Genomic DNA, 13,191 nt, shown 5'->3' with positions numbered 1-13,191 from the left:
CGGCCGCAGCATGGATCAAGCCGACGTTATGTGCACGGACCAGGTGCTGGAATATGCACCGGATGGTCGCACCGTCACCTGGAACGGCGAAGGCGGCCAATATGCCGTGACCCCGGCGGAAACCTACCAGACCAACAGCGGCATCTACTGCCGGGAGTATCAGGTGTCATCCACGGTCGGTCGCGAAGTCGTGGAGACGTATGGCACCGCCTGCCGTCAGCCGGACGGGTCCTGGCGCCTGATGAACTGACGTTGCGCCCTGCCCCTACCGCCCCAATTTCTTCGCCAGGTCGTCGAGACCGGCGGAGAGGATGCGGGTGTCGATGCCGCAGGCGACGAAGAGGTAGCCCCAGTCGAGATAGCGCTGCGCATCGTCGGCGCTGACGGCCAGGATGCCGGGCGCCTTGCCCGCCGCGCGGATCGTCTGGGCCGCCTGTTTGATGGCCGTCTGAACATCCGGATGGCCGGGATTGCCCAGATGGCCCAGGGAGGCGGACAGGTCGGACGGGCCGATGAAGACGCCGTCCACGCCGTCCGTCGACGCGATCTCGGAAAGCTGCGCCAGGGCCGCGCCGGTTTCCACCTGGACCAGGATGCAGATCTCGTCCTGGGCACGGTGCAGGTAATCCTTGATCTTGCCATAGCCGCTGGCCCGGGTCGCGCCCGCAACGCCGCGGATACCGTCCGGCGGATAGCGGCAGGCCCGGACGGCGGCGGCGGCTTCCTCCGGGTTTTCCACGAAGGGCAACAGGATCGTCTGGGCACCGATATCCAGGACGCGCTTGATCAGCACCTTGTCGTTCCAGGGCGGGCGCACGGCGGGCATGGCCGGACCGGCGGCCGACGCCTGCAACAGCGGCAGCAGATCGGCGATCTCCAGCGGCGCATGTTCGGCGTCGATCAGGGTCCAGTCGAAACCGGCATTGGCCAGCATCTCCGACACGACGGGGCTGCAAAAGCTGCTCCAGATGCCGAGCTGCGGCCGGCCTTCCTTCAGGGCGGCCTTGAACGTGTTTTTCTTCAATTCCATGGAGGCTTCTTCCCCTAAACGAATTGAACCGCGACGCCGCCCAACGGGCCGAAATCGGCATGCAGCGTGTCGCCCTTATCGGCCCAGACCGGGCGCGTGAAGGACCCGGACAGCATCATATGTCCCGGCTCAAGTGTCACGTCGAAGGGGGCCAGCTTGTTCGCCAGCCAGGCGATGGCCATGGCCGGATGGCCCAGCACACCGGCCGCCAGGCCGGTCTCCTCGATCTCCGAATTGCGGTAAAAAACGGCACCGACCCAGCGCAGGTCGACATCGTCCGGGCGCACCGGGCGGCCGCCCAGGACCAGACCCGCCGCCGCCGCATTGTCGGCCACCGTGTCGGTGATCTTGCGCGGGTTCTGGACGCGGGCATCGATGATCTCGATGGACGGCACGACATATTCCGTCGCCCGCATCACGTCGACCAGACCGACATTCGGGCCCTTCAGCGGCTCCTTCAGGATGAAGGTCAGTTCCGGTTCGACGCGCGGGACGCAGAAATCGGCATGGTTCACCTTCACGCCGTCATTCAACAGCATGTCGTCGAAGATATAGCCGTAATCCGGCTCGTCGATCTGGGACGAAGCCTGCATCGCCTTCGACGTCAGGCCAATCTTGTGCCCGATGATCCGGCGGCCCTCGGCGATGCGCTCATTGGCGATGGCAGAGGAAATGGCATAGGAATCCGCGATCTCGATCTGCGGGAAGGTGGTTGAGAGCTGGGTGCAGGGCTTCTTCGTGCGGTGCGCCTGACGCAGGTTTTCGATGGCCTGTTGGCGCTGTTCTTCGCTTAGCATGGTTTATTTCCCGATTTAGAGCTTGATGCAGACGTTGCGCAGTTCTGTGTAGAATTCGAGCGAATGGACCCCGCCTTCGCGCCCGATGCCGGAGCGTTTGGAGCCGCCGAAGGGTGTGCGCAGATCGCGCAGGAACCAGCAATTCACCCAGGTGATCCCGGCATCGACCTTCGCCGCCACCCGGTGCGCGCGGCCCAGATTGGTGGTCCAGATCGTCGCCGCCAGACCATAGGGGCTGGCATTGGCGAGCGCGATGGCCTCCTCCTCGTCATCGAAGGGCGTCAGATGGGTGCAGGGACCGAAGATCTCGTCGGTCACGACGGGATGATCCTGGGCCAGGCCGGTCCAGACCGTCGGCTGAACCCAGTACCCTCCCGGATAGCCGTCGACATCCGGCACGCCGCCACCGGCCAGGATCTCCGCACCGCCCTCACGCGCCTTGTCGTAATAGGACAGGACTTTCCGGCGGTGTTCGGCGCTGATCAGCGGGCCCATGGTCGTCGCCTTGTCGAAGGGATCGCCGAAGCGGTAGGCCCGCGCCTTCTCCGCCAGTTTCGCGGCCAGCTCATCGAAGATGCCGCGCTGGACATAGACCCGTTCGGTGCCCAGGCAGACCTGGCCGGTATTGGCGAAACAGGCGCGGCCCAGGCCTTCCAGGGTCGCCGCCATATCGGCGTCGTCGAAGACAATGCCCGGATTCTTGCCGCCCAGTTCGAGCGAGACCGGGCGTACGCCTTTCGACGCGGCGGCCATGATCGCCTCCCCCGTCGCAGTTTCGCCGGTGAAGGTGACGGCGTCGATATCCGGATGGCCGGTCAAGAATTCGCCGGTATCGCCGCCGCCGAAACCATGCACGACATTGTAGACGCCCTTCGGAATACCGACGGCATTCATCACCTCGCCCAGCAGGGTCGCGGTGGCGGGCGTTTCCTCCGACGGCTTGACCACAACGGTGTTGCCGCAGGCCAGCGCCGGGGCGACCTTCCAGGTCATCAGCAGCAGCGGCAGGTTCCAGGGACAGACCACGCCGATGACGCCGCGCGGCATCCGCAGGGCATAGTTCAGCGCCCCTGCCCCGTCCGGCGTCGCCATCTCGAAGGTCTCGGTCGGGATGGTTGCGATCTGGTCGGCGAAGACGTTGAAGTTCGCCGCGCCGCGCGGAATGTCGATATGGCTGGCGATGCCGGTCGGCTTGCCCGTGTCCTTGATCTCGGCCGCCAGGAATTCGTCGAACCGCGCATTGATCCCGTCCGCCAGCTTGCGCAGCAGGCCGATGCGTTCCGCCAGGGACAGCTGGCCCCAGGGGCCGTTCAGGGCGCGTTTGGCGGCGGTCACGGCGCGGTCGACATCGTCCTGACCGGCATGGCCGACCTTGGCGATCACCTCACCTGTCGTCGGAAACCGGTCCTCGAATGCCTCGCCGGAGCCGTCGACGAAGTCGCCATCGATGAAATTGCGGAACGTGTTCACGTTTGCTGTCCTCTCGTAACAAAAACTTTGGGGGGGCGTCAGGCCAGTTCGGGGTCGCCGGCGGTCAGATGGGCCCACATGCGTTCGAAGATCTGACCGGCCTTTGTGGCGCGCGCCTTGGCGGCTTCCGGACCGATGGTCGGCGCGGTTTCGGCCAGGCCGGTGCGCAGGGCGTCCAGTTCGATGCGGCAGGCGTCTTCCAGATACCAGGCCAGGACCACCGCCTCGATCAGGCTGTCCCCCGCCGTGACCGCGCCATTGCCGCGCATCAGAACGGCGGCGGAGTCGCCCATCGCATCGATGGCGCCGACGGCCTTTTCGTCATCGCGGATCAGCTGCGGGTCGTCCCACAATCCGGCGCCGGGGCTGAAATAGCAGCCGAAGCCGTTGCGCGCGGCTGGCACCCGGCCCAGGGCGGCCAGGGTCATCATGTTCGGCGACATGAACCGCACCACCCCGCCCGCGTCCGGACGGCGGCGATAGATATGCTGGTGCAGGCGCACCTCCCCCAACACGCCGTCGGGCAGCGGTCCGTTGACCGGCACGCGGGTACAGGCCTCGCCCGGTTCGGTCAGGCCCATCGGCTTGGGCGGACAGACCAGGAAGGTCTCCGCATCCAGCCGGGCCGAGCAATGGCCATAGGCATGAACCAGCCCGTGGCGGCCCAGCGCCCGCGCGGCGATGCGCACCTGCCGCGCCAGGGCGGCCTCGTCTTGTCTGTCCGTCATCTCTCTCAATCCTTGAAGGCGGCGATGTTGGGTTTGGCGCCCCATTGGCAAAAGCCGACGGGCTCGAACGGGAACTGGCGGTCGCGCCAGCCCGGCTCGTCATGGATTTCCCGCACGCCGGTGGAATATTCGAAGGTCAGGCCGTTCGGACCGCTGAAATACAGGAACTGCGCCGACGAGGTCGGATGCCGCCCCGGCCCGAAGGTGATCGTCACCCCGCGCTCCCGCAGCATGTTCCAGGAGCGTTGGATATCGTCGGTCGATGCGACCTGATGGTTGATGTGCTGAATGCCCGCCTGGTGGAAGGGGAACAGCGCGATCGTGTGGTGGATCGTGTTCAGGCGCATCAGCGGCGCATCGCCGATCCGGTCCGAAACGCGGGCGTTGCAGACCGTGGTCCAGAAGATTTCGTCCCGCGCCGGGTCGGTGCTGCACAGGCCGACATGGCTGAACCCGGTGATCCCGGCATCGCGCGATCCGTGATAGCGGCGGCCGGAATGGGCCGGGCGGACGACCAGTTCGATGCGGTTCCCGGTCGGATCGTTGAAGGCGATGAAGGCGCGCACCTTGCGGATTGCGCAGGCGTCGGCGCTGCCGTGTTCGACCTTGTGGCCCAATTTCTCCAGGGTCGCGGCGGCGGCCTCCAGCTCGGCGGCGCTCGCCAGATGGAATGCCGTGGCCTGATCCGCCAGGTCGCCCTCGAAATAGGACAGGGTGTAGTCCCGGTCGTCGGATTTGAACTGGATCTCGCCCTTGAACCGGTCGGCGACTTCCAGGCCCAGGATATCGACGGCGAAGCGTTCGGCCTCCGCCAGATCGGCGGTGCCCAGACGGCAATAGACGACGTCCTTTAGGTCGATCATCCCAGAAATTCCTTCTGTTCCGTCGGCGATCCCCAGGCGCAGAAACTGCCCGGCGCGGCCGGGAACTGGCGCGGCGCGCGGCCGGTCACCGCGTCGCCTTCCGCCATCTCCGCGCCATAGCCGAACAGCACGCCGCCCGGCCCGCGCGTCACGACGAAGACCGCATTGGAGGCCGGACGCCGCCCCGGTCCCTGGACGATGGGATATTGCCGCGCCTGCAGGTGATAGAAGTTCTGCATCACGTTGTTGATGCCCTCGACCGCGAAATCGACGGCGAAGATGCCGTCACGCTCCGACGGGTAGAGCACGATGTCGTGGTGCCGGTCGCCGAGCCGCAGATAGCAGGCGTCGCCGGCCCAATCGGACACGGTCAGGCCGACGGCCCCGGTCCAGAAATCTTCATTCGCCGCGATATCGGTGCAGGCCAGCGAGACCGCCTGCAGACCGGTGATCCCGGCATCGCGCGGCCCGTGATAACGCCAGCCGGATTCCAGCGGCCGCATCACGATCTCGACGGGAACACCGTTCGGCGCGGTACAGGTCAGCCCGGCCTTGATCCAGCGCGCGGCGCAATCGTCGTCCGACAGTTCCGTCACCGCGACACCCGCCGCCTGCAACCGCGCGCCGACCGCATCCAGCATGGTCCGGTCCGCGACGCTCAACGCCACGGCGCTGTCCGCCCTATCGGACAGGCACAGCGAATAGGCGCGGGAATCCGACCGGAACCAGGCGATGCCGTCCTGACGTCCCGAGGCCTGCAGGCCCAGGACATCCCCGGCGAAGCCTTCCGCCCTGGCCAGATCGTCCACCGCCAGGCGGATATAACGAAGATCGCGATAATGTACCGTCACTCTCTCATCCTTTCCGTCGGCGACGGCGGCCCGGTCCGTCGGGCCGCCGCGCCCGTCGGATTACAGGCCCGCCGCTTCCGCTTCGAGCTGCTTCAACATCGGCGCCTTTTCGCGCCAATCCGCATACCAATCGTCGACCGCATCGCCGAAGAAGGCACGGTCGATCTTAACGACCGGGACATCGGTCGTCTTGAGCTTGTCCAGATAATCGGCGTCGATCTGGGCATAGGAATGCACCAGCTCGTCCAGATGCGCCTTCACCACGCTGTCGAGGGTCTGGCGATCCTCTTCCGACAGGCTGGCCCAGCGGCGGGCGGAGGCGACGGCGATCATCGGGAACATCATGTGGTTGGATTCCATGATGGCGCCCGCATGCTCGTAATACTTGGTGTTCCAGGTGCCTTCGAAATCGATCTGCATGCCGTCGACCTGACCGTTGGCGAAGGCGTCATACAGCGCCGGCAGCGGCATCGGCGTCGGGGTAGCACCGACCGTGGTCCAGAAGTCGAGTTCCGGCTTGAACGGGATGGTGCGGACCTTCTTGCCCGCCAGATCGGCAACGCTGTCGACCGCGCCGCGCATCACGATCTGGCGCATGCCCGCCATGCCGTAGCCCAGGCCGACCACGCCGAACTTGGACACGCCGTCCAGCAGTTCCGTCGCCGTCTTGCCCTTCAGCAGCGCCCGCGCGCCCGCCACGTCCTGGACGATATAGGGGGCCAGGAAGATGCCGTAATTCGGATCGCGGTTGGCGAATTCGCCCAGGGTCAGGAAGGCGACGTCCAGCGCCCCGGTCTGAAGCTGTTGCAGCATCAGCGCCTCATTGCCCAGCTGACCGCTGGGGAAGATCAGCATGTCGATCCGCCCGTCGGTCTTTTCCTTGACCTCGGCCGCGACTTCATTGGCCGTGATCGTCCATTTATGCGACGGCGGGGTGATCATGCCGACGCGCAATTCCTCGGCCGCCGCGGTCTGGACGCCCGCGAAAGCGATGGTGGAAAGCAGGGCGCCGCGCGCCCAGGACTTCAATATGGACATAACATTTCCTCCCTATTGTGGTTTTGACTTCAACGGATACGCATCGGGGTCCGCCGCCGCGATGACGCGCGGGACCATCGCGTCGCGATGGGCGGCCAGATCTTCCGGCGGCTTCGATGCCGCCATGCCTTCGGTCAGGATCGCGCGGGTCGCGGAATCCAGGCGGGGATCGCCCAGCGACTCCCACCAGCGCTCCACCTCGTCCCCCAGATCGTCGAAAAATTTGGCGATCCCGCCCGGCCCGCCGGCCAGGTGAAAGATCTCCGTCGGGCCGACCACGGCCCAGCGCGGCCCCAGCCCCTTGGTGATCGCGGCCTCGATGTCACCGACCGACGCCACGCCTTCCGCCGCCAGATGCACCGCCTCGCGCCACAGCGCCGCCTGCAGCCGGTTGACCAGATGGCCGGGCAATTCCCGGTTCAGCCGCAGCACCCGCTTGCCCAGCGCCTGAAAAATCGCGGCGGCGCGGTCCAGCGCCCAGGGCGCCGTCGCCGCGCCGCCGACAAGTTCGACCACCGGCATGAGGTAGGGGGGATTGCAGGGGTGGCCGATAACCAGACGGTCGGGATGGCGCATGCCGGTCTGCATGTCGCTGACCGACAGGCCGGAGGAACTGGAGGCGATGACCGTATCCGCCGGAATGACGTCTTCCAGCGCGGCCAGGGCAGCGGTCTTCAACGCCATGCGTTCCGGCAGCGCCTCGACGACGAAATCGACGGAGATGTTCAGGTCGGCGAGACCGGGGATGATTTCGGGCGCGGAGTCCTGCGCAGACGGCAGGCCCAGCGCTTGCAGGACCGGGTGCGCCTTGTCCTGAATCGCGGCCAGCCGGCTGGCTGCCGCCGGGTCGGGATCGCAGACCAGGGTCCGCGCGCCCGCCGCCGCGAAGCACGCCGCCCAACCGGCGCCGATCGTGCCGCCGCCCAGGATCAGGATGGTCTTTCCGGACAAGGTCACGACAGCGCCTCCTTCAAGCCGGTGGTCAGCGACGGGAACAGGGCCAGCAGGACCAGAACCCCGGCCGAGGCGAAGAAGAAGGGCAGCAGCAGCCGGGCGATCCGCTCCGCCCGGACCCGCCCCATCAGGGCGGCGGTGAACAGGCCCGTCCCGACCGGCGGGGTCAGCAAGCCCAGGGTCAGGTTCAGGCAGATGATGACGCCGAACTGGAACGGGTCGATGCCGTAGACCCCGGTCGCGACCGGCAGCAGCACCGGCACGGTCAGGATGATCGCCGGGATCGGATCGGTGACCGTGCCCAGCAGCAGCAGGATCACGTTCAGCATCAACAGGAACAGGATCGGTGAGGTCGTGACCTGCTGCAGCCAGGCGGCGACCAGGGCGGGCAGATTCTCGAATGTGATGACCCAGCTGAAGACCTGCGCCGCCGCGATCAGGAACAGGACGACGGCGGAACTGCGCGCGGCGTTGACGCAGGCCGGGAAGATGTCCCGCCAGGTCATCTCGCGATAGACGAACAGGCCGATCAGGATCGCCGCCAACGTCGCGATTGCCGCGGCTTCGGTCGGCGTTGCCAACCCGCCCAGGATCGCACCGATGATGGTTGCCGGTATGGCCAGCGCCGGCAGCGCATCCAGGAAGGCGCGCGCCCGCTGCGCTACCGTGACTTTGCCCGTCGATGGGAAGCCGTAGATGCGGCCCAGCAGCGCGATGGCGGCCAGGAAACTGGCGAACAGGATCGCGCCGGGCACGATGCCGGAAATGAACAGATCGCCGATCGGCATCTGGGCAATGACGCCGAAGATGATGAACAGCATGGAGGGCGGCACGATGGGCGCCAGCAGCCCGCCCGCCGCCGTGATCGCCACGGAAAGGTCGCGCGGATAGCCCGCCTTCTCCATCTCCGGCACCGCGATCTTCGACATGATGGTGATCTGCGCGACGGCGGAGCCCAGGATCGACGCCATCATCATGTTGGCGAGCAGGTTCACATAGGCCAGCCCGCCCTTGACCGACCCAAGCAGCGACAGCGACAGCGCCATCAGGCGGCGGCCGATCCCGCCGGAATTCATGAACTCGCCCAGCAGGATGAACAGCGGCAGGGCCAGCAAGCCGTAATTCTCCAGCCCGCCGTAAAGCTGCTGGGCATAGGATTGCAGCAGGACCGTATTGCCGCTGACCACGATGAAGACCAGGGCCGTCGCCGCCAGAACCAGGGCGATGGGCAGACCGGCGGCCAGGAAGGCCAGAAACCACCCCGCAACTGCCATCAGGCCGCCCCCCGCAAGTGGGCGATACTGGCCGTCATGTTGGCCAGCGCATGAACCAGCGCCGTCAGGCAGAACAGCGGCAGCACGGACCAGAACCAGGCCTTGCGAATGCCGATGGTCGTGGTCGGCTCGTCATAGAGGAAGTTGAACGTCGCGGCGCTATAGGCCCCCAGGCTCTCCGCCCCCAGAACACCGACCGGGTCCCACCACAGCCATTGCAGCACGGCAAGGATCACGAAGAACAGGATCACCGCCAGATCGACCGCAATACCCAGCAGTGCACGGGGCCTGTCCCCCAGCACATCACCAAGTAACGTCACCGCGATATGCTCGCGCGCCCGGATGGCGATGGACGCGCCGACAAAGGCGCCGGCGATCATCACATAAACCGCCAGTTCGTCGATCCAGATCAAGGGGGTTCCCAAGGCGCGTGTAATGACATTCGTGATCAACAACAGGAAGATCGCGGCCACGGCCGAACCGGCCAGCACCTTCTCCACGGCCACGGTCAGATCGCTGAAACGTTGAAGTGGCCCGATCACCGGGACAGGGGACACCCCCATCGTCACCGCCGGCTCGCCCGGTCCAGATTGCCCGTTCGACACGCATTCCTCCTGTCCGGAGCCGTTGTCGATCGACCATCGGCCCTCCTTGATTGGCGGCATGAAAAATCGAAATTAAATATAGGTCAACAAAAATATCGATATTTTCGGAAAATCTCGATATCCTAACGACGTCCTGCTATGAAGAGCGGCAGAAGACGTCTGGGGGACGCGAGGTTATTGGGCCAAATGACGACCAATGTGATCGAGGCCGGTGCCGAATCGCCGGAGCGGACGAATTCCGAACGCGCCTATCGGCTGCTGCGGAACGACATCATTTCCGGGAATCTGGCCCCGGGACTGAAATTGAAGATCGAGATGCTGCGGCAGCGTTACGGGCTGGGTGCGGCACCGATCCGCGAGGCGCTGGCGCGGCTGTCAAGCGACCATCTGGTGCGGCTGGAAGGGCAGCGCGGCTGTGAAGTGGTCGCCATGTCCGCCGAGGATGCCCGCGATGTCGGTCAGGTCCGCAAGATGCTGGAAATCGAAGCCCTACGCGCCTCAATCATACAAGGCGACGAGACCTGGGAGACCAACGTCATCACCGCCTTCCACCGGCTGGAAAGCATCGAACGCCGCATCAATCAGGGGATAGACGACCTGCCGGAATGGGAACGCCGCAACAAGGCATTTCATGTCGCCCTGGTCTCGGCCTGCAACTCGCCCTGGCTGTTCCGATTGCGCCGCCAGGTGTTCGACCAGCACGAGCGCTACCGTCGTCTGTCCCGGGTACAGACCGTCCGGACCCGCGACATCAGCCAGGAACACCGGGACCTGTTCGAAGCCGCCATCGACCGCGATATCGACCGCGCCGCTTCGGTGATGGAAACCCATATCCAGGGCACGACCGACGCCGTCACTGCCGCCCTCGCGGCGCGGGAGAAAACGGCGGAGTAACCGCTATCCGTGCTCTTTCGGCGGCAGGTTCCTGCTTCCGCAGGAACACGCCGGAAAGGCCGCCGCCACAACAGCAGTGCTCCTGCGAAAGCAGGAGCCTCCTCAGACACTGCTCTGTGCCGGGTCTCGGAAGGTTCCTGTTTTCGCAGGAACACGGCGGAAAGGTCGCCGCCACAACAGCAGTGCTCCTGCGAAAGCAGGAGCCTTCTCAAACATCGCTCGGTGCCGGGTCTCGGAGGGTTCCTGCTTTCGCAGGAACACACCGGAAAGGTCGCCCCCACAACAGCAGTGCTCCTGCGGAAGCAGGAGCCTCCTCAGACACCGCTCGGTGCCTGGTTTCGGAAGGTTCCTGCCTTCGCAGGAACACACCGGAAAGGTCGCTACCCCAACAGCAGTGCTCCTGCGAAAGCAGGAGCCTCCTCAGACACCGCTCTGTGCCGGGTCTCGGAAGGTTCCTGCTTTCGCAGGAACACGGCGGAAAGGTCGCCGCCACAACAGCAGTGCTCCTGCGAAAGCAGGAGCCTTCTCAAACATCGCTCGGTGCCGGGTCTCGGAGGGTTCCTGCTTTCGCAGGAACACACCGGAAAGGTCGCCCCCACAACAGCAGTGCTCCTGCGGAAGCAGGAGCCTCCTCAGACACCGCTCGGTGCCTGGTTTCGGAAGGTTCCTGCCTTCGCAGGAACACACCGGAAAGGTCGCTACCCCAACAGCAGTGCTCCTGCGAAAGCAGGAGCCTCCTCAGACACCGCTCTGTGCCGGGTCCCGGAAGGTTCCTGCTTTCGCAGGAACACGCCGGAAAGGTCGCCGCCACAACAGCAGTGCTCCTGCGGAAGCAGGAACCTTCTCAGACATCACTCGGTGCCGGGTCGCGGAAGGTTCCTGCTTCCGCAGGAACACGGCGGTTATCCCTCAATAAAGGTGATTGCGGTAGCTTGCTTCCAGCCGTTCGTCGGCGCTTTTCGCGGTGTCCTCGTCGATGGGCCCGTCCTCGCTGGTCTGATTCAGAATGATCCGGGCGAGACTGGGCATGACCGATCGGTCGACCTTGGCATCCTCCTCCCACAGGCGGGAGCGTTTCAGCGCCTTGGCACAGTGCAGGAAGGCCTCCTCCACGGCGACGCGGATGGCGATTTCCGGCCGCTTGTTCTTGATCGTTGCGCGCTCCAGGATGTCCGGATCGCGGGTCAATGTCGCGCGGCCGTTGATCCGCAACGTATCCTCGAATCCCGGAATCATGAAGATCAGACCGACCGACGGATTGGCCAGGATGTTCGACATCGTGTCCAGCCGGTGATTGCCGGGCCGGTCCGGAATGGCAATCGTGTTGTCGTCCAGCACCTGCACGAAGCCGGCAGGGTCGCCGCGCGGTGAAACATCGGCGCGCCCGTCCCCACTCATCGTGCCGATACACAGAAAGGGCGACAGGGCGATGAACTCGCGGCAATACCTGTCCAGCCGCGTCAGCGATTTCTTCGCGGCGAGTCCGGATGGATGGCCGATCAGGTGCCTCAGTTCGGCTTCGGTCCGGATTTCGTAGTCGGTGGCAATGTCGTTCGGCATGGTCGGAGACCTCTTTCAGTGCGCGAATGAGGCCTCCATAGCACAGCGGTCAATGCAACGCATTCTCAACTGTGCCAATCCGTATCGGGAACAGGACAACCGCATCTGGACCGAAAACGACCCCCGACTTCAGAAGGTCACCGTCCTTTCTTCGACAATCCGCCCGAAGCCGCCGACCATCAATCCGGCAACGGCACCGTCGGCAATCTGCAGCCGGACGTTCAGCAGGCTTGGCGAGGAAGGCGTCATCAGCGTCCCCTGCTCGATATCCATCCAGGGTCCCTTCACCCCGAAGCGATCAAACAGCAGGCATCCCAGCGGTCCCGCGGCCATGCCCGTCGCCGATTCCTCCGCAATACCGTAGCGCGGGGCGAACATCCGTGTTGTCGCGGCCACGGTTCCGTCGCGCACCGGCGTGAAGACATAGAACCCGATCAAGTCCAGCCTGTCGCTGATCGCCTCGATTGCCGCCTGATCCGGTTCTATCGCGGCGAGGGTCGCCGCATCGGTCACGCCGACCAGCAGGAAGCGGTTCCCGGTATCGACCACCACCGGCGCCCCGCCTTCGACCAGGCTATCGGTCGACAGGCCGAGGGATGCCAGAACCGCTTCCTTGGTGACACCGTCCCAATCCTTGGGATCCGAATATTTCGGGGCAAGCCGCTCCATATAGGCCGCCCCGCCGATGATCTCGATTGCCCTTGGGCCGTCCACCGTTTCCTTGGAGGTTGCCCCCTCGATCACACGCCCCCGGGCGGCCAGTATCGAAAACGTCCCAATCGTCGCATGACCGCAATGGGCGATGCGTCGGGTCGGCGTGAAGAAGTCGAGCTTGAACGCCTCCGTCGCGGAGGTCGACACGAAGGCCGTCTCGGAAAGGCCGGCGGCGGCCGCAATCCGCTGCATAGCGGATTCATCCAAGCCATCGGCGTCCAGCACGACACCGGCCGGATTGCCGCCGGCACCGTCTTTTACGAAGGCGTTGACGATGTTCACGGTGACGCTGTTTTGCGCCGGCATGACGATGTTGGACATTGCGATTCCCCTAGGCCAAAGTTCCTCACCTTAATGACGGAAGATCGGCACCGCGCCAATGCGAGCCTCGTCATACCGATATGAACGGATTT

At 65.1% G+C, this 13,191-nt stretch carries 14 protein-coding genes; 2 read left to right on the top strand and 12 right to left on the bottom strand.

What is annotated here, in order from left to right:
- The first annotated feature begins 10 nt into the window (after positions 1–10).
- Positions 11–250, top strand: a complete 240-nt coding sequence (locus tag R8L07_12980) for a hypothetical protein (protein MDW3206442.1) — start codon at positions 11–13, stop codon at positions 248–250.
- A gap of 15 nt (positions 251–265) precedes the next feature.
- Here the strand turns inward: R8L07_12980 and R8L07_12975 are convergent, their stop codons facing one another.
- The 10 genes from R8L07_12975 to R8L07_12930 are packed head-to-tail and all read right to left on the bottom strand — an operon-like array spanning position 266 to position 9,670.
- The gene (locus R8L07_12975) at positions 266–1,030 is read right to left on the bottom strand and encodes an HpcH/HpaI aldolase/citrate lyase family protein (GenBank protein MDW3206441.1); all 765 of its coding nucleotides are present in this window, start codon (positions 1,028–1,030) and stop codon (positions 266–268) included.
- Between the two features lie 14 nt (positions 1,031–1,044).
- Positions 1,045–1,827 (bottom strand): 2-oxo-hepta-3-ene-1,7-dioic acid hydratase, encoded by a 783-nt coding sequence (gene hpaH, locus R8L07_12970; GenBank protein ID MDW3206440.1) that lies wholly within the window; start codon positions 1,825–1,827, stop codon positions 1,045–1,047.
- Between the two features lie 15 nt (positions 1,828–1,842).
- A complete protein-coding gene (locus R8L07_12965) occupies positions 1,843–3,297 on the bottom strand; it encodes a 2-hydroxymuconic semialdehyde dehydrogenase (protein ID MDW3206439.1) in 1,455 nt (484 codons plus the stop codon).
- Between the two features lie 38 nt (positions 3,298–3,335).
- Positions 3,336–4,025: a class II aldolase/adducin family protein gene (locus R8L07_12960; GenBank protein ID MDW3206438.1), complete on the bottom strand. Its 690-nt coding sequence runs from the start codon at positions 4,023–4,025 to the stop codon at positions 3,336–3,338.
- Between the two features lie 5 nt (positions 4,026–4,030).
- On the bottom strand, positions 4,031–4,888 hold the full coding sequence (locus R8L07_12955) for a VOC family protein (protein MDW3206437.1): 858 nt from the start codon (positions 4,886–4,888) through the stop codon (positions 4,031–4,033).
- Complete coding sequence (locus R8L07_12950) at positions 4,885–5,739, bottom strand: VOC family protein (protein MDW3206436.1); 855 nt, start codon at positions 5,737–5,739, stop codon at positions 4,885–4,887. The genes R8L07_12955 and R8L07_12950 overlap by 4 nt, the downstream gene beginning before the upstream one ends.
- A gap of 60 nt (positions 5,740–5,799) precedes the next feature.
- Complete coding sequence (locus R8L07_12945) at positions 5,800–6,777, bottom strand: TRAP transporter substrate-binding protein (GenBank protein MDW3206435.1); 978 nt, start codon at positions 6,775–6,777, stop codon at positions 5,800–5,802.
- Between the two features lie 12 nt (positions 6,778–6,789).
- Positions 6,790–7,734 carry a 3-hydroxyacyl-CoA dehydrogenase NAD-binding domain-containing protein gene (locus R8L07_12940; protein ID MDW3206434.1) on the bottom strand — a complete coding sequence of 315 codons (945 nt, stop codon included), beginning with the start codon at positions 7,732–7,734 and terminating at the stop codon, positions 6,790–6,792.
- On the bottom strand, positions 7,731–9,005 hold the full coding sequence (locus R8L07_12935; GenBank protein MDW3206433.1) for a TRAP transporter large permease: 1,275 nt from the start codon (positions 9,003–9,005) through the stop codon (positions 7,731–7,733). Before R8L07_12935 ends, R8L07_12940 begins: the two co-directional genes overlap by 4 nt.
- Entirely contained in the window at positions 9,005–9,670 is a 666-nt protein-coding gene (locus R8L07_12930) for a TRAP transporter small permease (GenBank protein ID MDW3206432.1), read from the bottom strand. The genes R8L07_12935 and R8L07_12930 overlap by 1 nt, the downstream gene beginning before the upstream one ends.
- A gap of 126 nt (positions 9,671–9,796) precedes the next feature.
- Between R8L07_12930 and R8L07_12925 the strand changes: the two genes are divergently transcribed.
- Positions 9,797–10,504, top strand: a complete 708-nt coding sequence (locus R8L07_12925) for an FCD domain-containing protein (protein MDW3206431.1) — start codon at positions 9,797–9,799, stop codon at positions 10,502–10,504.
- A 909-nt stretch (positions 10,505–11,413) separates the two neighbouring features.
- On the opposite strand, the gene R8L07_12920 is transcribed toward R8L07_12925, so the two are convergent.
- On the bottom strand, positions 11,414–12,064 hold the full coding sequence (locus R8L07_12920) for a pyridoxamine 5'-phosphate oxidase family protein (protein MDW3206430.1): 651 nt from the start codon (positions 12,062–12,064) through the stop codon (positions 11,414–11,416).
- Between the two features lie 129 nt (positions 12,065–12,193).
- Complete coding sequence (locus R8L07_12915; protein ID MDW3206429.1) at positions 12,194–13,099, bottom strand: PhzF family phenazine biosynthesis protein; 906 nt, start codon at positions 13,097–13,099, stop codon at positions 12,194–12,196.
- Positions 13,100–13,191 lie beyond the last annotated feature (92 nt).

The sequence above is a fragment of the Alphaproteobacteria bacterium genome (assembly GCA_033344895.1).
Lineage (GTDB): Bacteria > Pseudomonadota > Alphaproteobacteria > UBA8366 > Aestuariispiraceae > Pacificispira.
This window is presented reverse-complemented; position numbering and strand designations above follow the sequence as displayed.

Bases quoted from the DNA above. Each gene is read 5' to 3' on its own strand.
- R8L07_12960 (MDW3206438.1), bottom strand. From the start codon at position 4,025: ATGACGGACAGACAAGACGAGGCCGCCCTGGCGCGGCAGGTGCGCATC.
- R8L07_12915 (MDW3206429.1), bottom strand. From the start codon at position 13,099: ATGTCCAACATCGTCATGCCGGCGCAAAACAGCGTCACCGTGAACATC.
- R8L07_12955 (MDW3206437.1), bottom strand. From the start codon at position 4,888: ATGATCGACCTAAAGGACGTCGTCTATTGCCGTCTGGGCACCGCCGAT.
- R8L07_12925 (MDW3206431.1), top strand. From the start codon at position 9,797: ATGACGACCAATGTGATCGAGGCCGGTGCCGAATCGCCGGAGCGGACG.
- R8L07_12980 (MDW3206442.1), top strand. From the start codon at position 11: ATGGATCAAGCCGACGTTATGTGCACGGACCAGGTGCTGGAATATGCA.
- hpaH (MDW3206440.1), bottom strand. From the start codon at position 1,827: ATGCTAAGCGAAGAACAGCGCCAACAGGCCATCGAAAACCTGCGTCAG.
- R8L07_12935 (MDW3206433.1), bottom strand. From the start codon at position 9,005: ATGGCAGTTGCGGGGTGGTTTCTGGCCTTCCTGGCCGCCGGTCTGCCC.
- R8L07_12920 (MDW3206430.1), bottom strand. From the start codon at position 12,064: ATGCCGAACGACATTGCCACCGACTACGAAATCCGGACCGAAGCCGAA.
- R8L07_12945 (MDW3206435.1), bottom strand. From the start codon at position 6,777: ATGTCCATATTGAAGTCCTGGGCGCGCGGCGCCCTGCTTTCCACCATC.
- R8L07_12975 (MDW3206441.1), bottom strand. From the start codon at position 1,030: ATGGAATTGAAGAAAAACACGTTCAAGGCCGCCCTGAAGGAAGGCCGG.
- R8L07_12930 (MDW3206432.1), bottom strand. From the start codon at position 9,670: ATGCCGCCAATCAAGGAGGGCCGATGGTCGATCGACAACGGCTCCGGA.